General features: G+C 64.0%; 21 protein-coding genes. 10 read left to right on the top strand and 11 right to left on the bottom strand.

Annotated elements, in window-relative coordinates; genetic code table 11:
• Positions 1–92: 92 nt before the first annotated feature.
• From OOZ51_RS02430 to OOZ51_RS02420, 3 genes are all read left to right on the top strand, one after another.
• Positions 93–764: a DUF1684 domain-containing protein gene (locus OOZ51_RS02430; protein ID WP_265977279.1), complete on the top strand. Its 672-nt coding sequence runs from the start codon at positions 93–95 to the stop codon at positions 762–764.
• A gap of 84 nt (positions 765–848) precedes the next feature.
• Positions 849–1,703: a fumarylacetoacetate hydrolase family protein gene (locus OOZ51_RS02425; protein ID WP_265977278.1), complete on the top strand. Its 855-nt coding sequence runs from the start codon at positions 849–851 to the stop codon at positions 1,701–1,703.
• A gap of 12 nt (positions 1,704–1,715) precedes the next feature.
• The gene (locus tag OOZ51_RS02420; protein WP_265977277.1) at positions 1,716–2,207 is read left to right on the top strand and encodes a GtrA family protein; all 492 of its coding nucleotides are present in this window, start codon (positions 1,716–1,718) and stop codon (positions 2,205–2,207) included.
• A gap of 90 nt (positions 2,208–2,297) precedes the next feature.
• Here OOZ51_RS02420 and OOZ51_RS02415 read toward each other — a convergent pair whose 3' ends face one another.
• The 6 genes from OOZ51_RS02415 to OOZ51_RS02390 all read right to left on the bottom strand — a co-directional run bounded on the left by OOZ51_RS02415 (position 2,298) and on the right by OOZ51_RS02390 (position 8,666).
• A complete protein-coding gene (locus OOZ51_RS02415) occupies positions 2,298–3,473 on the bottom strand; it encodes a cysteine desulfurase family protein (RefSeq protein WP_265977276.1) in 1,176 nt (391 codons plus the stop codon).
• A 4-nt stretch (positions 3,474–3,477) separates the two neighbouring features.
• On the bottom strand, positions 3,478–4,368 hold the full coding sequence (gene nadC, locus OOZ51_RS02410; RefSeq protein WP_265977275.1) for a carboxylating nicotinate-nucleotide diphosphorylase: 891 nt from the start codon (positions 4,366–4,368) through the stop codon (positions 3,478–3,480).
• Positions 4,361–6,034, bottom strand: a complete 1,674-nt coding sequence (gene nadB, locus OOZ51_RS02405; protein ID WP_265977274.1) for an L-aspartate oxidase — start codon at positions 6,032–6,034, stop codon at positions 4,361–4,363. Before nadB ends, nadC begins: the two co-directional genes overlap by 8 nt.
• Before the next feature lie 36 nt (positions 6,035–6,070).
• The gene (gene nadA / locus OOZ51_RS02400; RefSeq protein ID WP_265977273.1) at positions 6,071–7,378 is read right to left on the bottom strand and encodes a quinolinate synthase NadA; all 1,308 of its coding nucleotides are present in this window, start codon (positions 7,376–7,378) and stop codon (positions 6,071–6,073) included.
• Positions 7,375–8,085: an NUDIX hydrolase gene (locus OOZ51_RS02395; protein WP_113990543.1), complete on the bottom strand. Its 711-nt coding sequence runs from the start codon at positions 8,083–8,085 to the stop codon at positions 7,375–7,377. Before OOZ51_RS02395 ends, nadA begins: the two co-directional genes overlap by 4 nt.
• 101 nt (positions 8,086–8,186) lie before the next feature.
• The gene (locus OOZ51_RS02390; protein ID WP_265977272.1) at positions 8,187–8,666 is read right to left on the bottom strand and encodes an Lrp/AsnC family transcriptional regulator; all 480 of its coding nucleotides are present in this window, start codon (positions 8,664–8,666) and stop codon (positions 8,187–8,189) included.
• Between the two features lie 177 nt (positions 8,667–8,843).
• Here OOZ51_RS02390 and OOZ51_RS02385 point away from each other — a divergent pair, with 177 nt between their 5' ends.
• From OOZ51_RS02385 to OOZ51_RS02365, 5 genes are all read left to right on the top strand, one after another.
• Entirely contained in the window at positions 8,844–10,226 is a 1,383-nt protein-coding gene (locus OOZ51_RS02385; protein WP_265977271.1) for an amino acid permease, read from the top strand.
• 190 nt (positions 10,227–10,416) lie between these two features.
• Positions 10,417–11,454 carry a thiamine pyrophosphate-dependent enzyme gene (locus tag OOZ51_RS02380; RefSeq protein WP_265977270.1) on the top strand — a complete coding sequence of 346 codons (1,038 nt, stop codon included), beginning with the start codon at positions 10,417–10,419 and terminating at the stop codon, positions 11,452–11,454.
• Positions 11,447–12,493 carry an alpha-ketoacid dehydrogenase subunit beta gene (locus tag OOZ51_RS02375; protein WP_416346334.1) on the top strand — a complete coding sequence of 349 codons (1,047 nt, stop codon included), beginning with the start codon at positions 11,447–11,449 and terminating at the stop codon, positions 12,491–12,493. Before OOZ51_RS02380 ends, OOZ51_RS02375 begins: the two co-directional genes overlap by 8 nt.
• Positions 12,486–12,815: a biotin/lipoyl-containing protein gene (locus tag OOZ51_RS02370; protein WP_265977269.1), complete on the top strand. Its 330-nt coding sequence runs from the start codon at positions 12,486–12,488 to the stop codon at positions 12,813–12,815. Before OOZ51_RS02375 ends, OOZ51_RS02370 begins: the two co-directional genes overlap by 8 nt.
• A 4-nt stretch (positions 12,816–12,819) precedes the next feature.
• Positions 12,820–13,650, top strand: a complete 831-nt coding sequence (locus tag OOZ51_RS02365; protein ID WP_265977268.1) for an alpha/beta fold hydrolase — start codon at positions 12,820–12,822, stop codon at positions 13,648–13,650.
• A 22-nt stretch (positions 13,651–13,672) separates the two neighbouring features.
• Here the strand turns inward: OOZ51_RS02365 and OOZ51_RS02360 are convergent, their stop codons facing one another.
• The gene (locus tag OOZ51_RS02360; RefSeq protein ID WP_265977316.1) at positions 13,673–14,095 is read right to left on the bottom strand and encodes a MarR family transcriptional regulator; all 423 of its coding nucleotides are present in this window, start codon (positions 14,093–14,095) and stop codon (positions 13,673–13,675) included.
• A gap of 73 nt (positions 14,096–14,168) precedes the next feature.
• On the opposite strand from OOZ51_RS02360, the gene OOZ51_RS02355 reads away from it, so the two are divergent.
• Positions 14,169–14,822, top strand: a complete 654-nt coding sequence (locus tag OOZ51_RS02355; protein WP_265977267.1) for a phosphoribosyltransferase — start codon at positions 14,169–14,171, stop codon at positions 14,820–14,822.
• A gap of 205 nt (positions 14,823–15,027) precedes the next feature.
• On the opposite strand, the gene OOZ51_RS02350 is transcribed toward OOZ51_RS02355, so the two are convergent.
• From OOZ51_RS02350 to OOZ51_RS02340, 3 genes are all read right to left on the bottom strand, one after another.
• Entirely contained in the window at positions 15,028–16,359 is a 1,332-nt protein-coding gene (locus OOZ51_RS02350; RefSeq protein ID WP_265977266.1) for an MFS transporter, read from the bottom strand.
• A 149-nt stretch (positions 16,360–16,508) separates the two neighbouring features.
• The gene (gene hpaB, locus OOZ51_RS02345) at positions 16,509–17,963 is read right to left on the bottom strand and encodes a 4-hydroxyphenylacetate 3-monooxygenase, oxygenase component (protein ID WP_265977265.1); all 1,455 of its coding nucleotides are present in this window, start codon (positions 17,961–17,963) and stop codon (positions 16,509–16,511) included.
• A gap of 73 nt (positions 17,964–18,036) precedes the next feature.
• Positions 18,037–18,573: a flavin reductase family protein gene (locus tag OOZ51_RS02340; RefSeq protein WP_265977264.1), complete on the bottom strand. Its 537-nt coding sequence runs from the start codon at positions 18,571–18,573 to the stop codon at positions 18,037–18,039.
• Positions 18,574–18,717: 144 nt separating this feature from the next.
• Here OOZ51_RS02340 and OOZ51_RS02335 point away from each other — a divergent pair, with 144 nt between their 5' ends.
• The gene (locus OOZ51_RS02335; protein ID WP_265977315.1) at positions 18,718–19,452 is read left to right on the top strand and encodes an IclR family transcriptional regulator; all 735 of its coding nucleotides are present in this window, start codon (positions 18,718–18,720) and stop codon (positions 19,450–19,452) included.
• Positions 19,453–19,597: 145 nt separating this feature from the next.
• Here OOZ51_RS02335 and OOZ51_RS02330 read toward each other — a convergent pair whose 3' ends face one another.
• Positions 19,598–21,001, bottom strand: coding sequence for an MFS transporter (locus tag OOZ51_RS02330; RefSeq protein ID WP_265977263.1), 1,404 nt, complete (start codon positions 20,999–21,001; stop codon positions 19,598–19,600).
• Positions 21,002–21,040 lie beyond the last annotated feature (39 nt).

Here is a 21,040-nt window from a genome sequence, read left to right as displayed (position 1 = left end):
CCGCCTGTCCCGGTCGGCGTTTCGCGAGTCCAAACCCGCAGGGAGCGTTCGGGGAGCGGCTGCGCCTCGCGCCGTAGGACTAGGCTGGACGCATGGCTCCAGATCAGTTTGACGAGGACGAAAACAGTGTGGCGGGAATCTCCGCCGTGGAAATCGCGGATTGGCGTTTGCGTACGTTTGCCTTGTACGACGACGTCCGGAAGATTGCGGTGAGCGATCCCTTTCAGGCCCATGTCTATTGGCGCCAGGAACGGGACCGTATGTTCGGTACCCACCCGGCCTCGGCCTTGACGCCCGCCAGCAAGCAAGCTTTCGCCGGCCTGCGCACCGCGGACTACAACCCCGGATTCCGCCGCTATGCTGCTTTGTCTCCTGAAGGCGCGGGGCAGGAGATGAACGTCCAGACCGGAACGGACGGCGTTGTGCCATTCGTCCGCCTCGGCACCTTCGATCTCGACGAGCTTGGTTCCCTGGCCGTGTGGCGCCTCCGCAGTTATGGCGGCGGCATCTTCGTCCCCTTCCGCGATGCCACAGCCGGTAAGCCGGGAGGGAGCTATGGTGCCGGCCGGTACCTGTTGGACACCGTCAAGGGCGCTTTCCACGGCCTTCGGGGATCCGGGCAAACGCAGGAGTTCGTTCTCGACTTCAACTTCGCATACAACCCGTCCTGCGCGTACAACGAGGCCTGGGCCTGCCCCTTGGCCGGACCGGCGAATCGCCTGGCCGCGGACATCCCGGTCGGGGAGCTCTACCTGCCCCTCTAGCTGCGAAAACGGCACCTGCCGCGGGAGTTAGTCGCACGCCGCCGCGTAACCCGTAACCATCCGGTGAGGACGTAGGATGTCTTCATGACCTCCCCACGTGCACGCCGGATCGCCCGCGTCCGCCCCTTCTCCCCCGCCACTCCGGACGAACAATTCTTCGTGGCGAACGACGCCGTCGAATTCGCTTCGGAGGCAGGCCGCATCTGGACTGTGGTGGACAGCCCGTTCCCGGGTTCGCCGGCAAACGGCAGCAGCGCGGAGCGACCGGGGTGGCACGCGGGCGCGCAGGTCCTGGAGGGCACGTTCACGTTCCTGGCCCCGTCTGTTCCCGCCAACGTCTTCGGCATGGCACACAACACCGGCCAGCCAGGCCGGGACCTGCCCGCACAAGCGTTCCACAAGGCCGCCACAAGTGTCATCGGACCGGGCGACGCCATCGAGCTCGCCTCTGCGATCGGCTACGTGGACCCGGAAGCGGAACTGACCGTCGTCGTCGGGCGCAAAGTCCGCGGACTGACACTCGAGAACGCCCGCGACGCCATCCTCGGTTTCACCATCGGCAATGACGTTTCTGCACGGGACCTGCAGAAGACGGACGAGCTGTGGATCAGTGCCAAAAGCCAGGACACCTTTACTCCTGCAGGACCTTGGGTCGTCACGGACCTCGACGACCGTGATCTTTCGATCGGCATCGTGCACAACGGCAGGGAATTACGGACGGCGAGCTCCGCCGACCTCGGCTGGAAGGTGGACGAAATCCTTGTCTACCTCAGCTCGTTCATGACTTTGCACCCCGGCGATCTGGTGCTCACCGGCTTCCCGGCTGAGTGCGCCCCGATCGCGCCGGGAGACGTTGTGACCTGCCGCATTGAGGGCATTGGAGAGCTCAGCAACCCCGTTATAGCCGCTTCTTGGGAGAAAATTCCCAGCTTGATATGACAGGCTTGAGCCATGGAGCCTCCTGCCGTGACCGCAACCGAAACGCGGCAGACGTCCCTTTCGAGAACGGTCACCAGCAAGCGTCGCAAAGGTATCCTGCGCTATCCGGTGGTCCGGCAGCTCGTCCCTTTCACCGGCGTCGGAATCATCTGCACGGCGACGTCGCTAGCCCTGTACGCACTGTTTCGGCCGTGGATGGGACCCCAGCTGGCCAACGCCGCAGCGCTGACCATCACCTCGCTCATGAATACAGCACTGAACCGGCGGCTGACCTTCAAAATCACCGGCAACCGGAAGAGGACCCGGGACCATCTGAACGGGCTGATCGTGATCGCGGTGGCCCTGGTCATCACGGGAGGGAGCCTGGGCGTGCTCCATGCGTTCCGGCCCAATGCCACCCTGACCGAGGACCTCTGGACCACCACGCTGTCCGGATTCTTCGCCACCGCCGTGCGCTTTACCATGCTGCGGCACTGGATTTTCCGCCGGGCGCGGCACGTCTGAGCTGCCGTCGGATCCCCAACTGACTGGCAGTTATTGTCGTTATGAGCCCTCAAAACGGCATCTGCTGCCAGTCAGTTGGGCTGGGGAGAGTCAGCGGCGACCGAGCCCCTGCACGCTCCCGACGGCGGCAGCCACGGCCTGCGCGGCTTGCTCCAGTTCCGCTGAGGTCACCGTGGAGTTGAAGCTGAAGCGGACAGCGGTCTGGGCTACCTCGGCGTCAATGCCCAACTCCAGCAGGACCGGAGACGGTGCATCCGATCCAGCGGCGCATGCTGATCCGCTCGAACAGACCACGCCAAGCCGCTCAAGTTCCAGCAAGACGGATTCTCCGCTGGTGCCAGGGAAACAGAAGGACGCGATGGATGGCAGCCGCCGCGAGGGGTGGCCCGTGAGAACAGCTCCGGGCACAGTTTCAAGGACGGTCCCGATGAAGGCATCCCGCAGCTCAGAGACCCGGCCAGCGAGTCCCGGCTGTTCAGCCAATCCGGATTGTTCATCGTGGGCAAGGGTAAATGCCGTGGCAAGCGCAACGGCACCTGCCACGTTTTCGGTTCCGGAGCGTCGCCCCCGCTCCTGGCCACCACCGTGGACTACCGGCTCGATCTTGAGCCTTCCCTTGGCATAAAGAACGCCGCTGCCCTTAGGCGCGCCGAGTTTGTGGCCGGAAATACTCAGCGCGTCGACGCCCAGTTCCTTGACGCCGATGGGCAGCCAGCCGGCGGCCTGGACGGCGTCCGTATGGAACGGCACGCCATGTTCCGCGGCCACCTCCGCGAGCTGCCGCACCGGCTGCACCGTCCCGATCTCGTTGTTGGCATACATGATGCTGACGAGGGCAGTTTCCGGGCGCAGGGTGGACCGGAGCGCCTCAGGCGTCACGACCCCGTACCTGTCGACGGGGACCACGTCCACGTCGAATCCATGGACGCGTTGCAGGTAGTGTGCGGATTCCTCGACGGCAGGGTGTTCGATCGCGCTGATGACAATCCGGTTCAGGGCCGAATCCGCGGACCGCCGTGCGAGGGCGATTCCCTTCACAGCCAAGTTGTCGGCTTCGGTGCCGCCGGAGGTGAAGGTGACCTCGCCCGGCCGGCAGCCCAGGACCTTGGCTACTGCCGCACGAGCGCCGGACAGCGCGTTCGCAGCTGTTTCGCCGAGGCTGTGATGGCTTGAAGGATTGCCGAACTCGCCCGTCAAGTAGGGCCACATCGCTTCGAGGACTTCCCTGCGGACGGGAGTGGTGGCCGCCGCGTCGAGGAAAATCATGGCGTCAGCCCCGGCCTGGGGGGACGCCTACGTCCAGCGTCACGTCAAGGCCCAAATCCAGCGCGGCAACACTGTGCGTGAGTCCGCCGATGGAAATGACATCCACTCCCGCCGCGGCGATGTCCGCCACGGTGTTGACGTTGACGTTGCCACTTGCCTCGACGATGGCGCGCCCGGCCACCTGCTCCACGCCGGCACGGAGCTCCTCAAGGGAGAAGTTGTCCAGCATGATCGTGTCGACGCCGGCTGCGAGCACGGGTTCGATCTGCTCGGCACTGTCTACTTCCACCTCGAAATGCGTGGTGTGGCCCAGCTGTGCCTTGGCGGCCGCGAGCAGTGCGGTGAGTTTGGCGGAATCGCCACCGGTCATCACGGCCAAGTGGTTGTCCTTGGCCAGGACCGCATCAGACAGGCTGTAGCGATGGTTGGCTCCCCCGCCGCAGCGGACGGCATAACGTTCCAGCACCCGCAAGCCGGGTGTTGTCTTCCGGGTGTCCGTGATGCGGGCTTTGGTGCCCTCGACCAGCTTCACGAACTCTGACGTCTTGGTGGCAATGGCGCTCATGCGCTGGACCAGGTTGAGCCCGACGCGTTCGGCAAGCAGCACCGAGCGGGCACGGCCGCTGACCCGCGCGAGGTGGGTTCCGGCGTCGAACGCAACACCCTCGGCGAGCAGCAGCTCCACTTCGGTGTCCGGGTCGATGAGCAGCATTGCGTCCCGGAACACGGTTCCGCCGCTGAAGACCCCGGGAACGCGCGCATTGAGCACGGCGGTGGCCCGGGCTTCGGCGGGGATCAGCAGTTGCGAAGTGATGTCCCCGTTCGGCGCATCCTCCGCGAAGGCCCGCTCCAGAATGTCCCGGACGGGTGCTGTGGGGAGGGTCAGGCTAGTCATTGACGAGGCTCGCTTTCCGGCGGATGGTGTATCTCTGATTCGGTTCTTCATACGGGGTTTCGACGGCGTCACGCCGGTAGTGCGCCCCCAGCGACCCACGCCGCGCGCCGGCGGCTTGCACCAACAGTTGCGCCGCAAGGAGCAAATTGGCGTCCTCGTGCATCAAGGAATCCGCTGAGTCCGGCACGTTCTCAGGAAGCACGACGTCGACCCAAGCGTTGAGTGCCTCAGCAGCCTCCCGGAGCAGCCCTCCAGTCCGGAGAACCCCGGCCTTGGCTGTCATCAGCCGACGGAGGGCGGTACGACTGAAGGGCTCGGGGACAAGCTCAGGCTGCCACGAAAGCGCCCCTGCAGGCGCCGAGGGAACTAGCGAGTCGGTCTCCCCGCTGTTGGACTGCACCTCGCCAAGGAACCCTTCAACAGCCCGCCGCCCAAACACGAGTCCTTCGAGCAGGGAGTTGCTGGCCAGGCGGTTTGCGCCCTGGACACCCGTGCACGCCACTTCGCCGGCTGCGAGCAGTCCGGGCACGGAGGTGCGGCCGTACAGATCGGTGCCTACGCCTCCCATCCAGTAGTGGGCGGCCGGGGCAACCGGAACGGGCTGGCGGGTCCAGTCGACGCCGGCTTCGCGGGTCCGGGCGCTGATGGTGGGGAATCGTTTCTCAAGGAAGCCCTGCCCCTTGGCTGCTTCGACCACCCGGGCGTCAAGGAAGACGTGGCCGTTGGGATCGCCAAGTGAAGCCAAGTGGAGGGCGATGCTGCGGGAGACGACGTCGCGCGGAGCAAGTTCGGCGTCCGGGTGGTAGGCCGGCATGAATCGTTCGCCCTTGGCGTCCACCAAGATGGCGCCTTCGCCGCGGACAGCTTCCGAGATCAGGAGGGGATCCGCGCCGCCGGCCGCCGGGCCTGCAGCAGCTGACAGCACCATGCTCGTGGGGTGGAACTGGAAGAATTCCAGGTCCGCGAGCTCCGCTCCTGCCCGCCACGCGAGCGCGAGCCCGTCGGCCGTTGCAACCGAGGGGTTGGTGGTCCGGGCGAATAGCTGCCCCGCTCCACCGGTGGCAAGCAGCACCGCATCGCCGTGTAGAGCCTCGAGGCGCCCGTTCCGCAGGAATTCAACGCCTGCCACACTTCCCTCGGACTGGATCAAGCTAGTGGCCTGAGCGTGTCCCAGCACTTGGAGTCTCCCGGCAGCCTGCGCGTCAAGGACTGCGAGGATGAGTGCCTTCGCAATTCCGGCGCCGGTGGCGTCTCCGCCGGCGTGCAGGATCCTCGGGGCCGAGTGGGCGGCTTCGAGCCCCAAGGCGGGATCGCCGTCGTCGTCCGCGTCGAAACGGACACCGAAACGCTCAAGCCCCATGATGTCGAGGCGCGCTTCGGTGCACAGCACCCGCACGGCTTCCTCGTTGCAGTGGCCGCCGCCGGCCTTGAGGGTGTCCGCAATGTGCGCGGCAACGGTATCGCCGGGGGCGGGCTGCTCGAGGACTGCCGAAATCCCGCCCTGCGCGAAGAAGGTGTTGCTGTCTGCAAGCGCGCCTTTGCTGAGCAGGACGACGTCCGCACCGGCCTCAGCGGCCAGCAGTGCGGAATAGAGTCCGGCGATGCCGCTGCCGACGACGACGAGTCGCCGCCGCGCAGTAGCGCCGGGAAAGCGTTCTGCAGTCATATCAGGCTCAATTCGACTGGTTGATACGGGGTGGGCCTAGAGCGGCCGTGCGGCTAGCATGCGCTCGAGGGCGATCTTGGCGTTGTCCTTGACGGAGTCGTCTACGGTGATGCGGTTCACCACGCGGCCCTCCACCAATTCTTCAAGCACCCAGGCAAGGTAGCCGGGGTGGATGCGGTACATCGTGGAGCAAGGGCAGATCACCGGGTCCAGGCAGAAGATGGTGTGCTGGGGGTTCTCGGCCGCCAAACGGTTCACCATGTTGATCTCGGTCCCGATGGCAAATGTGGTGGGCTCGGTTGCGGCGGCGATGGCCTTCTTGATGAAGTCGGTGGAGCCTGCGCCGTCTGCCGCGTCAACAACTTCCATGGGGCATTCAGGGTGCACAATGACGTTCACCCCGGGGAATTCGGCACGGGCCTTCTCGATCTGGCCCACGTTGAAGCGCTTGTGGACGGAGCAGAAGCCGTGCCAGAGGATGACGCGGGAATCCAGCAGGGTCTGCTCATCGTTTCCGCCGAGCTCCTTGCGCGGGTTCCACATAGGCATCTGCTCCAGCGGCACGCCGAGGGCTTTGGCAGTGTTGCGGCCCAAGTGCTGGTCAGGGAAGAAAAGCACCCGCTGGCCGCGTTCGAAAGCCCATTCGAGCACCGTCTTGGCGTTGGAGGACGTGCAGACGATGCCGCCATTGCGGCCGCAGAAGGCCTTCAATGCGGCTGACGAGTTCATGTAGGTCACCGGGATGACCGGGGCCCTGCCTTCGGAATCAGGTGCGGTCCCGAAGATCTCTTCGAGCTGCTCCCAGCATTCCTCCACCGAGTCCTCGTCCGCCATGTCTGCCATGGAGCAACCGGCGGCCAGGTTCGGCAGGACCACGGCCTGGTTCTCGCTGGAAAGAATGTCCGCAGTCTCTGCCATGAAATGCACACCGCAGAAGATGATGGCCTCGGCGTCGGGCTTGGTCAGGGCCGCGTTGGCCAGTTGGAAGGAGTCGCCTACGAAATCCGCATACTGGACAACTTCGTCGCGCTGGTAGAAGTGGCCCAGAATGACGGCCCGCTCCCCCAGCGTCTCCTTGGCGGCGCGGATCCGGGTGTCGAGCTCGGCGTCGCTGGCCAACTTGTATTCTTCAGGCAATTGGCCCTGCCGGGGTGTGGCTTTTGGAGCATCGTCGGAGTTGGAAGCGCCGGGGCCGTAGGCGGGGATGCCGGCGAGGGCCTCTGCGAGGTCGTACTCCCACGGGCCCTTGGACAGAGCGGGGCTGCACGTTGAGCCCGCTGCGGAACGGCCACTCTCGGCTTCCTCCCGCGTGATCAGCTGGATAGCTGTGTTGACGCTGCTCATGGTGTACTCCTGTTGTCTGGCCCGAGTCCGGGCGTGCCGGTGAAGCGGTAGAGGCGTGGCGGGCGGTGTTTTCCGCCCTGGAGGTATTCACCGGTCTCCTCGATTTCCGGTGTTCCCTTGATTTGCCGGCGAAAGTTCGCCGGATCCAGCTGGCGGTCCAGGACAGCCTCATAGACTTCGCGGACCTGGGCCAGGGTGAAGAACTCCCCCAGCAAGTGATAGGCGATGGACCCGTAGGCCATCTTGTTGCGCAGCCGCCATAGGGCGTAGTCGACGATCGCGTTGTGATCGAAGGCCAATTCGGCGAGCCTGTCTGCCCGGAACCAACGGACATTCTCTGACTCGTCCGCGAGTGCGGCTTCCGTGGGCTGCACCAACGCCCAGTAGACGATCGAGACAACACGTTGGGCAGGCGAGCGGTGCAGGCCGCCGAAGGCGTAGAGCTGCTCAAGGTATTGAGGTGCCAACCCGGTTGTTTCGCGGAGGTTCCTCGAAGCTGCATCCTGGAGGGACTCGTCATGCTGCAAGGGACCGCCGGGAAGCGCCCACATGTCCTTGAACGGTTCGCGGATGCGGCGTACCAGCGGCAGCCACAGCGTCGGGCGGCCGGAGCTTTCGCTCGGGCGTAGGGCGAAAATCACCGTGGATATAGCCAACGACGGCGGTGCGAGCCTGCGCTCTGCCACATTGGCGGAGGTGGCGTACACGGTGTTCACCCCGCTTCTTTGCCTCAGGGACTGGAAAGATAGTTAAAGTCAAAATGACTAGAACTAATGGTACGACCGTCTGGGGACAGAGTCCAAATGTTTCAGCCCGCATTCTCCTTGGCGGCCGCTTCCAGGAGGGGCAAGGTGCGGCCTTGGAAATGCGTATTCAGCACGATCACCGACGACGAGCGGAGCACGGTCTTGGTGGCGATGAGCTTATCCAGCACGCGCTGCAGGTCCGAGTTCGATTTGCCCACCACCCGGACCATGAGATCCGAACTGCCGGAAACAGTGTGGATCTCAATAAGTTCGGGAATAGCGGCCAAGGCTTCGACGACGGCGTCGTGCCCCAGGTCCTGGTTGATGGTGAGCGAGCAGAAGGCCACCACGGGATAGCCGAAGCCCGCAGGGTCCGGCTGCGGAACCCAAGGAGCCACCACGCCCCGCTCGGCCATCCTGTCCAGCCGGGACTGGACCGTGGCGCGAGCCACCTTCAAAACCCTGGATGCCTCGAGGACGGACGCACGCGGGGAGTCGGTGAAAAATCGGACAATCTTGGCATCCAACCCGTCAACAGCCACCAATTTTCCCTACTTCCAGCCGGATACTGCACAAATCGACAGGAAACGTGCCGATCTCCGTTCACATTGCTTCCATCGTCTCACAAGTGTTTTTCGCCACTTTGCCTGTGTAAGCGGTAAATTCGATAAGTCCCACGAGGACCAGCTGACAAACCCTCCACAAGAAGGCAAACACGAATGACAACGACGTCCACCGCTGTTCGACCCGCCATTCCTTCGCAAGGCCTTGGCCACTCGATGAAGCCGCGCCAACTGACCATGATGGGCCTGGGCAGCGCCATCGGTGCAGGCCTCTTCCTCGGCTCGGGCGCCGGGATCCATGCGGCCGGTCCCGCAGTGCTCATCTCCTACCTTGTGGCTGGCACCCTGATCATCCTGGTGATGTGGGCCCTGGGCGAAATGGCCGCAGCCAACCCCAACAGCGGCGCCTTCTCCGTCTATGCCGAAAAGGCGATGGGCAAAACGGCCGGATCAACGGTCGGCTGGCTCTGGTGGTTGCAGTTGGTAGTCGTCATCGCCGCGGAAGCCCTCGGCGCGGCCGGATTGCTCTTCTCTGTCTGGCCGGTCATTCCCGTGTGGGCACTGGCCCTGATTTTCATGGTGGCCTTTACCGCGATCAACCTCGCCGGAGTCCGGAACTTTGGTGAGTTCGAGTTCTGGTTCGCCATCCTGAAGGTTGCTGCCATTGTCGTGTTCCTCATCATCGGCGCGGCATTGCTGTTCGGCTGGCTGCCTGGAGTGACGTCCCCCGGCATTGGACACATCACGGGTAACTTCGCACCGTCCGGTTGGGCCGGAATTGCCGCGGCACTCTTTGTAGTGATCTTCGCCTTCGGTGGCACCGAAATCGTGAGCGTGGCTGCCGCGGAAACGCAGGACCCGGTTCACAGCGTCGGCAAGGCCATCCGCACCGTGGTGTGGCGCATCCTGGTTTTCTACATCGGCTCAGTCTTCGTCATTGCTGCTGTCCTTCCCTCGGACTCAGAAGGGTTGAAGTCGCCGTTCGCTGGCGTCCTGAACCTGGCGGGCATCCCGGGAGCCGGCACGGCAATCACCCTTGTTGCCGTTGTGGCCCTGCTGTCAGCACTCAACGCGAACCTCTACGGGGCCTCACGCATGGTGTTCTCGCTGTCTGAGCGCGGCGAAGCCCCGGCTTTCCTGTCGCGGCTGCGCGGCGCCCAGGTGCCCATGGCCGCCGTCGGCGTCTCTGTCGCTTTCGGCTTCATCGCCACCGTCCTGGAACTGCTCTTTCCCGATCACGTCCTGCCGGCCTTGCTCAACCTGGTGGGCTCCACCTGCCTCGTGGTGTGGGGTACGGCACTCGTGTCCCAGTTCATCCTGCGTCGCCGCGCCGACCGCGAAGGAACCGAGTTGCCGCTTCGCATGAAGGGCTTCCCCTTCCTGACAGTGTTCGGACTGGCGCTGCTTGCCCTCATTTTCGTGGTGGGCTTCTCGAACGCCGAGAGCGCGGGCCAGTTGATCGGCACGTTCCTCCTGATCGCGTGCATCGCCGTGGCCTGCCGCATCGGGGCCAAGGTCAAGGCCGCACGAAGCGCCTAGCAAACCCAACTAGATAGCAGTTGTTGTCGTTTTGACGAGTCATAACGACAACAACTGCGAGTCAGTTGGGTGAGGGAATGTTGTACAAGCTGCTAAGCATTCCATCGGAACCATTGACAGTTCTTGGCAGTTTGCCTAGCCGCAAATAGGCGGATTGCCTACGGCCTACACAGTGACTACGGTCACGTCCATGGACTCATTTCTTCCCGCTGTGGCCGCAGCCGATGCCGCGCCCCTGGCTTCCGAACAGCTCAGGGAGCTTTACTCCCTGATGGCTGCCGTTCGATATCTGGATACCTCGGCCGTCGCTTGGCAGCGTCAGGGAATCATTCCCGGCTATGCTCCGGAACTCGGCCAGGAAGCAGCCCAGGTCGGCAGCGCCTACGCCTTCGACACGGCACACGATTTCGCTTTTCCGACGTACCGCGAGATGGGCGTCGCCAGGACCATGGGCGTGGACATGGTGGCGTACATGTCCACCCACAAGGCAACATGGCACGGCGGCATGTACGATCCCCTGGCAAGCCGCCTCGCGCCCATCCAGGCCGTGGTGGCAGGCTCAGTGCTCCATGCCGTCGGCTGGGCCCACGGCCAGACCCTGAGCGGGGAGCCGGGAGTTGCGCTCAGCTACTTCGGCGACGGCGCCTCCTCCCAAGGCGATGTCCATGAAGCCATGAACTTTGCCGCCGTGATGAAAGCACCGGTTGTCTTCTTCATCCAAAACAACGGCTGGGCGATTTCCGTGCCCACCGAGCGGCAGGTGGCCGGCGGGTCGGTGGCTGCCCGCGCAGCCGGCTACGGCATCCCGGGCATTCAGGTGGACGGCAACGATGTGGTGGCCGTCTATGAGGCCACCCGGGACGCCTTCGCGCACTGCCGCGCAGGAAACGGCCCTGTAGTGGTCGAGGCAATGACCTACCGCCGCGGTCCCCATTCCACAGCTGACGACCCCGGCCGGTACCGGAGCCTCGACGATGAGCGCATCGACGCCGGCAAGGATCCCTTGGAGCGCCTCCGCGAGCGTCTGTTGGCCGTGGGCGCGGCAGATGACGCCTTCTTCGCCGCCGCCCACCAAGCAGCACGAATCGAGGAAGAAGCGATCCGCACCGGAATCGAAGCCCTCGGCCCGCGGCCAGGCACTGAGATGTTCGATTTCGTCTTCCAGGAAACCACCCCCGCCCTTGAAAACCAGGCCACCCGTTGGCGCGAGGAGTCCGAACATGTCTGAGAGCACCACCGCCACCCTCGAAACTGCAACACGGAACGAAGCAACCACCAAGACCCAGTCCACCCGGCTCTCCATGCAGCAGGCCCTCAACCGCGCCTTGGACGAGATCCTCTCGGCCGATCCAAGAACGGTGGTCTTCGGCGAGGATTGTGGACAATTGGGCGGAGTCTTCCGCATCACCGATGGCTTGCAGGCCAAGCACGGAGAATCCCGCGTCTTCGACACGCCGCTCGCTGAATCAGGCATCTTGGGCATGTCCGTGGGGCTCGCCATGGCTGGCTTCCACCCCATTCCGGAAGTCCAGTTCGACGGCTTCGCGTATCCCGCGATCAACCAGATCGTGTGCCAGATCGCCAGGATGAACTACCGCAGCAGGGGCAAGCTTCCGATGCCGATCACGCTCCGGGTCCCCAGCTTCGGCGGTATTCGCGCCCCCGAACACCACGGCGAAAGCCTCGAGGCGCTCTTCGCGCACGTTCCGGGCCTCAAGGTTGTCTCGCCGTCGGACCCGCATGACGCCTACCACCTGCTCAAGTACGCGGCCTCGCGGCCGGATCCGGTGATCTTCATGGAACCCAAGTCCCGGTACTGGCAAAAGGGCGACGTCGACACTTCCGACGGCGGAACCCTCACCGGCGCCCGGATTGTCCGGCCAGGCCGCCACCTGACCCTCGTGGCCTGGGGCGCCATGGTGGCCCGGTGCATGCAGGTTGCGGAACTCGCGGCCGAAGACGGAATCGACGTCGAGGTCCTTGATCTGCGCTGGCTCAAGCCGATCGACGCCCAAGCATTGGCGACTTCCGTCGGAAAGACGCGGCGCGCCGTCGTCGTGCATGAAGCTCCGCTGACCTCCGGGCTGGGGGCCGAAGTGGCCCAACTGATCACGCAAAGCTGCTTTGACACGCTGAAGGCGCCCGTGGAGCGGGTCACCGGCTTCGACGTGCCGTATCCCTCCGGCGACCTGGAGGACGAATACATCCCGAACATTGACCGCATCCTCCTGGGGATCCAACGAGTACTGGAGTATCGACGTGGCTGAAATCAGCTTCCCCCTGCCCGATCTTGGCGAAGGCCTCATTGAAGCGACCGTGCTGGACTGGCTCGTCTCCCCCGGCGACCATGTCGAACGGAACCAGCCCCTCGTGGAGCTGGAAACGAGTAAGTCCGCCCTCGAGTTGCCAAGCCCGCAGGCAGGTAAAGTGATCCGTATCCACGGTGCGCCGGGCGACACTATCAACGTCGGTGAACCGCTGGTGGTGTTCGAGGTGCCGGACAATACTGCCGGCATCGTGGGCACGGTTCCGAAGGATGATGTACCCAAGCGCCGGGTCCGCCTGAGCGCCGTACTTGATGAGGACTGACACCATGAGCGGCAGGCACGCAGAACAGCACATCCATACGGTGGAAGGAACGGATCCCCATATCTTCGTGGAAATCCATGAACCCGCCGCAGGGACCGACGCCGGACTGCGCCCCATCCTGCTCCTGCATGGCTTCTCTTCCTCGAGCAAGCTCAACTGGGGAGACACCGGGTGGATTACCGCCCTGCAGGCCGCCGGCCGCCGCGTTATCACAGTGGACCTCCCGGGGCACGGCCGAAGCGCTTCGCCCGAGGACTTGGACTCTTACTCCCCCAGCCGGATCCGCGCGGACCTGCTCCAGATAGTGGCCGACGCCGGCGCGCGCCCGCTGCGCGATGGCGACCCTTCCAGCGGACTCGACATCATTGGTTATTCTTTGGGCTCCCGGCTCGCCTGGGAATTCGGGGCAACCCAGCCTGAACTCGTGCACCGCCTGGTATTGGGCGGCCCGAACAAGGAAGACCCGCTGGCATCCTTCGATCTCGCGGCTGCCCAGCACTACCTTGCAGACGGCATGCCCATTGAAGACGAATCCACCGCGGGGTTGCTCAAAATGGCGCAGCTCTTGCCGAGCAACGATTTGTTTGCGCTCTTGTCGCTGATCGAAGCGATTAAGGGAGAACCGTACGATCCCGCCGAGGCGGTGCCGCACATGCCGATGCTCCTGGTGGCCGGAGATAAGGACGAACGGGCCGTCACCATGCCTGAGCTCGCGTCAATCGCCTCCCACGCCGGCGGCATGGTGGAACAATTACTCGTCCCCGGACGGAACCACAGCAACGCCATCACCAGCCGGGTGTTCAAGGACGCCGCCCTGGCGTTCCTCGGCGTCTAGGCTGACGATGAAGCGGCTCGCCTTACCGGGCCAGCCGCTCCGCGTTAAGGGTCATCCGCTCCAGCACGCTGACGGCCATGGCGTATTCATCCAGGCCTATCCCCATCGAGATGTCCCGGCGGGAGTCCTCGACGAGCCTTTGGGCTTCCATATGTTTTACGTGGCCCAATTCGCTGAGGCTGATGCGATCGTCCACCATGACGATCATTCCACGGCCTACCAGCGCGGCCAGTTCTGTTTCGCGACGACGCGTATCGCCGCCCCAAAAGGGGCTGAGAACGCCGTCAAGGTCCTCGGGGCTGAGAGGTGCCTCCGCGAGGACGTTGAGTGTCTGCCACTGCCTCCGGCTGAGTTTCAACCTCGCCAAGGTGCGGTCCAGATGCGCTTCCAAGGTGGCATCCAGGCGTTTGATCCAGTAACCGATGGGCTTGTTCACACGGCCCATCGTGGCAGCGAGGAGCGGCCGCGGCAAGAAAGGTAGGCTTGATTCAGCGCCGGATTACGTGGAAGTGAGACGAATGGGCATGCGCTTCAAGGACCGTGCGGACGCCGGACGCCGGCTGGCAGCCGGGCTTCCGCAACTCCGGAAACGGCCAGACACGATCCTGCTTGGCCTGGCTCGCGGCGGGGTCCCCGTAGCGGCCGCGGCCGCCGTCGAACTTTACCAACCGTACGGCGCCGTCCTGGTGCGCAAACTCGGCATCCCGGGACGTGAGGAAACCGCCTTCGGCGCCTTGGCCTGGTCCAACGGCAGAATTGTCCGAATAGTCAATCGGCCCCTTGCCGAACGGATGCGGTGGCACGGAATCACCCAGGGTTCGCTTGATGCCGTGGAGGTACGCGAGCGGGGCGAACTCCTGCGGCGCGTGAAAACCTACCCGGGTATCAGCTTCGATCTCTCCGGAAAGACTGTGGTTCTTGTCGACGACGGGCTGGCCACCGGCGCAACCATGCGCGCCGCCGTCGAGGCTGTCCGGTCCGGTGGGGCGGCGACCGTCGTGGCCGCCGTCCCTGTGTCATCCCTCGAAGCCCAAGCGTCCATCAGCCGGGTATGCGACTTCATGATCTGCCTGCACACACCGGGGAAATTCCACGCCGTGGGCGCGTTCTACGAGCACTTCGAACAGTTGACGGACGACGACGCCGTGCGGCTCCTGGAGCGGGCTGGTTGAGCCCGCCCGTATTCGCAGGAACTCCGACGCTCGCTCACTTCTGTTGGCCCATTTCCCGACGCTCCTGCAGATATGTCGGCTTCCAACCCGACGCCCCTGCACAAATGAGGCAAAGATTCGGAACGCTCTTGCACATGTTTTGAACTGCAGGAGGGAGCCGCCGTTTTGGCTCATAGGTGAGCGAGCGTCGGCGTGCCTTTGGTGCCTAGTGCGCGCTGAACCCCAGCGGACGGCCCTTGGTTTCCTTGGCCAGCACCACCCCTACCGCGGAGATGACGCACAGGACCATGATGTAGATGCCCACGGAACCTGACCACTTGGTGCCGTCCAGGAGAGCCTGTGCGATCAACGGCGCGAAGGCCCCGCCAAGGATCGAGCCCAGCGCGTACCCGATGGAAATCCCGGAGTAGCGGACCTGGGCAGGGAACATCTCGGCGTACATGGCAGACATGGGGCCATAGGAAAGACCCAGCCCTATGGTCAGGACGAAAAGTGCCGTTCCGTACAGGAGGATGTCCTTGGAATCGATCAGCGCGAACATCGGAATCATCCAGGCGAACACGAGTCCGTAGCCGATCAGGAACGTCTTGACCCGGCCGATCTTGTCCGAAAGCCAGCCACCCACCATGGTGAAGATGAGCCATCCGAAGGAAGCCACCGTCGTGGCCAAAAGAACCTGCGCCGACGGCATCTTGAGGGCCTTATTGGCGTAGGAAATGAAGAACGCGATCAGTAGGTAACCGGCCGCGTTGTTGGCGATGAAGATCAAGGCAGCGAGGATGACTTCCTTGCTGTTCTTGCGGAAGAGTTCACGCAGCGGAGCCTTGCTTTCGGCTTTGCGCTGGGAGATTTCCTTGAAGACGGGGCTCTCCCCTACCGCCCGGCGGATCAAGTAGCCCACGACGATCAGGACGACCGACAGCAAGAACGGCACACGCCAGCCCCAGGCATTGAAATCCGCCTTGGACAGGCCCGAGGTCAAGAAGTACAGCAGGCCCGTGGCCAGGATCATGCCGATGGGAACGCCGATCTGGGGGTAGGCACCAAACAGGCCGCGCTTGGCCTTCGGCGCATGTTCCACGGCCATCAACGCTGCGCCACCCCATTCACCTCCGGCTGAGAAACCCTGCAGCACGCGCAGCGCAATAAGCAGGACCGGCGCCCACAATCCGATGGTTTCATAAGTGGGAAGCAGGCCGATCAAGGCCGTGGCCCCGCCCATCATCACGAGGGTCATGACCAGGACAGCCTTGCGGCCCAGCCGGTCGCCGAGATGTCCGGCAACAAACGCGCCGAGCGGACGGAACAAGAAGCTGATGCCGATCGTGGCGAAGGAGAGGATCTGCGCCAGCCCGGGGCTGGACTTCTCCAGCGGAGTCAGGAACAGCGGCGCAAGCAACGTCGCCGTCAGCTGGGCAAAGATGAAGAAGTCGTACCACTCGATGGTGGTGCCCACCAAGGTGCCTGCGAGGACCCTGCGCTCTTCGCGCTTGCTGCTTGGGCCCGATTGGGTGTCGACAGAGGAAGTTGCGGTCATTGAAACTCCAGTGTTGGGTGCGGTGATGACTGTCGTCCTGAATTACCGACAGAACGGTCAGTTGGAATAGCCTACTACGCGAATGTGATGGACGGCACAAGATGACGACGGCGGCCGAAGTCGCCGTCGTCGCACCCGCCCTGGCACGTTCAGTCTTGCCGATCGAGGAACTCCCGCACCCGGGCGCGGACCGGCTCGCGATCGTAGCTGTTCACGAGGGCGCCCGCCATGCGGACGGGGTCACCGAAGAAGAAGTATTCATATAGGGCCTGGCGACCGGCGAACGAGGAAATGCTCGCGTCGAATGCAAGTTTGAAGAGCCGGACGCGCTCCGGGCCGGTGAGGGTCTTAGCCTGCAGGTACATTTCTATGTCCGGCAGTGCCTCGCTGGCCACGTCCGCTTCGCCGGGGAGCGCCATGAGGCCGGACGCCGAGAACTTGCGGATGATTGCCGGGAATCGCTGGGCAACCTTGGGGTACCAGTTGCGTGCGGCGTTCAACGTTGGCCAATGCGGCAGGAACACGCCATCCGGACTTGGGGCGGCCTGCGCCTCCGCGGCCACCATGAGGGCCTTTTCGATTTCAACTGTTTCGATCAGCTCCGCGAGGTCCTCCTGGATGTGCTGGAAACTGTCAATCCCGATGGACGCCGCGATCTCGGACGCAAGGCCAAGAAAGAACTCGCTCTTGGCAATGGTCCGCGTGACCACCTGGTGGGTCATGAGGGCCCCGGCGCCGGTCTCGGAGTAGAAGGCGTTGCAGAGTTCGGGATGGCCAAGCATGAAGATGCGCTCGTTGGGGACGAACACATGATCGAAGACCACGACGGCGTCCATCTCCTCGAAGCGGCTGGCGAGGGGCTCGTCGTGGGTGCTTCCGCCGTTGTAGAGGGAGGTCCGGCACAGGTAGCGCATGCCCGGCGCGTCATTCGGGACGGCGAAGGCGTAGGAGTAGGGGGCGTCTTCCGGCGTTGCCCGGAGGAGCGTCGAGGGAAACACGAGGAGTTCGTCCGCAATCGGCGCGATCGTGGCTAGCATGCGCGCGCCATGGACCACGATCCCATCCTCCCGTTCCTCCACCACCCTGGCCGAGAGTTGGCCACCGAGCTGTTCGGACCCGGACACCGAGCGGTTGACCTGGGGCGGAATCAGGGTGTGCGTGGCCAGGAGATCATTTTCGCGGCAATGCTCGTAGTACTTGCGCATGTTCTCGCCAAACATCGGATCGGCCTGGGCAAACCACTTTTCCGCAGCCGCGAGCGCCGTGAGTGCTCCGTTCATGTAGTCACCGGTCCGGCCGAGGAATCCATGGGAGTACTCGGCCCAGGTGCGGATGGCCGCATGCCGGTGTTCAAGGTCCTCTTTGCTCCGCGGCACCAGGAACGAAGTGCTGACGCGATCCCCGGTTGTCGGAGATTCGTAGGTGAGGGCGTCCGCGTACTTCGGGTCATGTTGCATGTCGAAGAGCTTCGCGTACGTGCGGGCCACGTTCCTGAAGGATGGGTGGTCGGCGATCTTCTCGGTGACCATCTCGCCGTCGATCAGGACGTGGGGGTTCATCGAGTTGAGCTTGTCCAAGTACTGCTGTCCGGTCCGGATTCCCATGGTTGTCTCCAATGATGGTTGAGCTGAAACGGCATTGCGTGTGTGGATGCGGCATTTCCCGGCGCCGCGGCAACTACAGAAGATCCTCCATTCCCAATTGGCTTTCCGGGATGGTGGTGAAGGAGCTGTTGGCGAAGGCCAGCGCATCGCCGTTGCGATAGTTGAAGTCGACCACCTCGCCCACGTAGAGGGTGTGATCACCACCGTCGTATGCGGCCCATGGCTTGCACTCGAAGTAGGCGAGGACATTGGATAGGCGGGGCGCGGTGTCGCCTTCCACCCAACGCGGCTCGGGCCCGGGACGGCCTGCGAAGTGCAGGGCGAGCTCCTGCTGCTCCGCCCCCAGGATGTTGACGCTGAACGGCCGCCCGGCAAGCTCGTCGTGGGCTTTGGCGGTACGGGCGATGCTGACAAGGACCAACGGCGGCTCCATGGACACCGAGGTGAACGAATTGACTGTAATGCCGTGCCGCTTGGTTGCGCCGTCGAACGTCACGATGGCCACGCCTGTGGCAAATCGGCCCAGACTGCCACGGAAGTGATGTGCCCGCGGCCGCGAAGTGCGGCCCAGACGGCCTGGCTCCGCATTCTGGCTGGACTTGGCAATCATCATTGATTCCTGGAGATTGTTCTATATGTGAACTTGTTCTATATTTGAACAACAAATTCTCATACAGAACCATAGTCTTTTGCGGTCCACGGCACAAGACGGCGGGTCCGCCGCGTTAGACCCCAACATAGGATGGAGCCCATGATGTCTCCCAGTGCCACGAAAAGGCCGCAGGAAACGACGGCGACCGTTTCGCCGTCGCAGACTCTCTCCCGCGGAATCCGGGCACTGGAAATCCTGGCCGCCGCCGAGCGCCCCTTGACCATTGCCGAGCTCGCCACCGCCCTTGGCGTTCATCGCTCCGTGGCCTACCGGATTCTGCGCACGCTGGAGGACCATTCCCTTTTGGTGCGCGATGACGCCGGCCGTGTTCAGCCTGGCCCCGGATTGGCGGTGCTGGCGCGGGGCGTCTCCCGCGATCTCCAGACCGCAGCCCTCCCCGAACTGACCCAGCTCGCCAACACTCTGAACATGACGGCGTTCGTGGCGGTCTGGGACCATCAGGATTGCGTCACGCTGGTCACCGTGGAGCCACGCCACTCGGCCGCGACCCTGGCGCAGCACCCGGGGACCCGTCACCCCGTGAACACCGGAGCGCCTGGAATCGCCATCCAGTCCACCATGAGCGAGGACGAATGGGCCACCCGCGCCCCGGGCCTGCCCTATCGGCAGGAGGCAACCGAAGCGCGCCGGCTCGGCTATGCGGCAAGCCACGACGAGGTCATCGCAGGATTGTCTTCCCTGGCCGCTCCCATCCAGGTGCCCGGCGGGCGGCCCGCTGCGATCGCCGTCGTCTACATCCGCCGTGAACAGGACCAAGCCGCCGTCGGGGAAGCACTGGCCGCGAGCGCAGCTCGGATAGAGTCCCAGCTGGCCTAAGGGACCCTGCATTTCACCCTTGATGCGTGCGGTCGTCCTATTTCTTCCAACGCTCGCTCACTTTTAAGGCCAAAACCGGGAATCCTTTTGCAGATGATCTGAAAGAGGGTTTCCAAAAAAGTGGGCCATAAGTGAGCGAGCGTCGCTATTGTTGGGTGCCCGGCTTGCGCCGGAGGAAGAGTCCCGCCAAGATGCCGAGCACCAGAAGCGCACCCGAAGCGGCGGTGGACACCACAAAGGCGGCCCCGGAACCTTGGGTCTGTGCCAACTGGCCAGCAAGGTAGGCGCCCAAGGCCGTACCGGCCACGATCCCGCTCGCCAGGGCGGTCATGACCGTTGCCATGCGGCCGGGCGGTGCCACCACTCCTCCGATGCTGAAGACCGTCACCATGACGGGTCCCACCGGGATTCCCAGCACCAGCAGAACCATGGCCATCGGCCAGATCCCGGCCGGGAGGAACAACAACAGGGAGAACGCCGTCATCGCCGCCGCGGCGACCACCCAGCGGATCGCCAGCCCAAAGCGCTGCGGCCAGTAGGCAACAGACAGGGCGGCGACGGCGGAGCTCAGGCCCATGACGGAGTACATGAGCCCCGCGATTTCGGCAGTGGCGAATTGGGCGGAAAAAGCGCTCAACGCATTCTGCGTGGCACCGAAAAATGTTCCCATGCAGACCATGGCCATTACCGGAACGGCCACTTTCAACCAGGCCAGGGAACGGACCCGTGATCTCTGTCCTTCAGGAGCGCTCCCGACGGCGGTCGGTCCCTTGCGCTTTGCCGGCACCACAGCCAATTGCGAAGGATGCACGGCGAAAGCAGGTACTAGAGTGGCGGTGAGGACCGCAGCCAATGCCAGCGGCAGCCAAGCAGCTACGAGGCTGGCCAAGATGCCAACCAGCGCCGGCCCCAGGACGAAAGTGATTTCGTCTGCGGTTCCCTCGTAGGACAAGGCAGTATCCAGGTCTGCGCGGCTCGCCGCCACACTGCCGGAACCGGCGGCTTTTCCACCAGCTCCGGAGCCCACGTTCCGTGCGGGGAGGTTCCTTGTGGTCAGGGCCATCCATCGGACACGGGCCATGGGACCCACCTGCGGGCAACTCGCTCCAGCAAGGAAGGCCGTCACGAGAATGGCGATCGCGTCCGTGGGTGTGTTGAAATCCGGCGTCAGGTAGGCGGCAACAAGCAGTGCGATGACTGTGACCGCGTTGACGGCCGCGGCTACCAGCAGGACCGGGCGTTGGCCTGCCCGGTCAGCGAGCGAGCCGAGCACGGGCGCACCCACGGCTGACCCGATACCCACGGCGCCGGCGGCCAGGCCGCCGATGGCGTAAGAATGGCTGACGGCCGTGACGAGGGTCAAGGTGCCAACGGTCAGCATGGCAAGGGGCAGCCTCGCGAAGAGTCCCAACGGCAGGAAGTCTCGGCCAGCAAGTTCGGGCAGGCGCGCGAAGCGGCCAGGCAGACGCGAACGGCGCTGGGGGACAGGCTGCGACGGGGCAGGCTCAAGCGCCGTGTTGGCCGCGGAGTTTTGTGGAAAGGAGTTCATGATTCCGGGTTCGCTGAATGGTGCGCATCGTCCCTCCTC

Source organism: Arthrobacter rhizophilus, assembly GCF_026241105.1.
Lineage (GTDB): Bacteria > Actinomycetota > Actinomycetes > Actinomycetales > Micrococcaceae > Arthrobacter.
Note: the sequence above shows the minus strand (reverse complement) of the source record. Positions and strands in the feature narration are given on the sequence as shown.

Bases quoted from the DNA above. Each gene is read 5' to 3' on its own strand.
- OOZ51_RS02430 (WP_265977279.1), top strand. From the start codon at position 93: ATGGCTCCAGATCAGTTTGACGAGGACGAAAACAGTGTGGCGGGAATC.
- OOZ51_RS02425 (WP_265977278.1), top strand. From the start codon at position 849: ATGACCTCCCCACGTGCACGCCGGATCGCCCGCGTCCGCCCCTTCTCC.
- OOZ51_RS02420 (WP_265977277.1), top strand. From the start codon at position 1,716: ATGGAGCCTCCTGCCGTGACCGCAACCGAAACGCGGCAGACGTCCCTT.
- OOZ51_RS02415 (WP_265977276.1), bottom strand. From the start codon at position 3,473: ATGATTTTCCTCGACGCGGCGGCCACCACTCCCGTCCGCAGGGAAGTC.
- nadC (WP_265977275.1), bottom strand. From the start codon at position 4,368: ATGACTAGCCTGACCCTCCCCACAGCACCCGTCCGGGACATTCTGGAG.
- nadB (WP_265977274.1), bottom strand. From the start codon at position 6,034: ATGACTGCAGAACGCTTTCCCGGCGCTACTGCGCGGCGGCGACTCGTC.
- nadA (WP_265977273.1), bottom strand. From the start codon at position 7,378: ATGAGCAGCGTCAACACAGCTATCCAGCTGATCACGCGGGAGGAAGCC.
- OOZ51_RS02385 (WP_265977271.1), top strand. From the start codon at position 8,844: ATGACAACGACGTCCACCGCTGTTCGACCCGCCATTCCTTCGCAAGGC.
- OOZ51_RS02380 (WP_265977270.1), top strand. From the start codon at position 10,417: ATGGACTCATTTCTTCCCGCTGTGGCCGCAGCCGATGCCGCGCCCCTG.
- OOZ51_RS02375 (WP_416346334.1), top strand. From the start codon at position 11,447: ATGTCTGAGAGCACCACCGCCACCCTCGAAACTGCAACACGGAACGAA.
- OOZ51_RS02365 (WP_265977268.1), top strand. From the start codon at position 12,820: ATGAGCGGCAGGCACGCAGAACAGCACATCCATACGGTGGAAGGAACG.
- OOZ51_RS02360 (WP_265977316.1), bottom strand. From the start codon at position 14,095: ATGGGCCGTGTGAACAAGCCCATCGGTTACTGGATCAAACGCCTGGAT.
- OOZ51_RS02355 (WP_265977267.1), top strand. From the start codon at position 14,169: ATGGGCATGCGCTTCAAGGACCGTGCGGACGCCGGACGCCGGCTGGCA.
- OOZ51_RS02350 (WP_265977266.1), bottom strand. From the start codon at position 16,359: ATGACCGCAACTTCCTCTGTCGACACCCAATCGGGCCCAAGCAGCAAG.
- hpaB (WP_265977265.1), bottom strand. From the start codon at position 17,963: ATGGGAATCCGGACCGGACAGCAGTACTTGGACAAGCTCAACTCGATG.
- OOZ51_RS02340 (WP_265977264.1), bottom strand. From the start codon at position 18,573: ATGATTGCCAAGTCCAGCCAGAATGCGGAGCCAGGCCGTCTGGGCCGC.
- OOZ51_RS02335 (WP_265977315.1), top strand. From the start codon at position 18,718: ATGTCTCCCAGTGCCACGAAAAGGCCGCAGGAAACGACGGCGACCGTT.
- OOZ51_RS02330 (WP_265977263.1), bottom strand. From the start codon at position 21,001: ATGAACTCCTTTCCACAAAACTCCGCGGCCAACACGGCGCTTGAGCCT.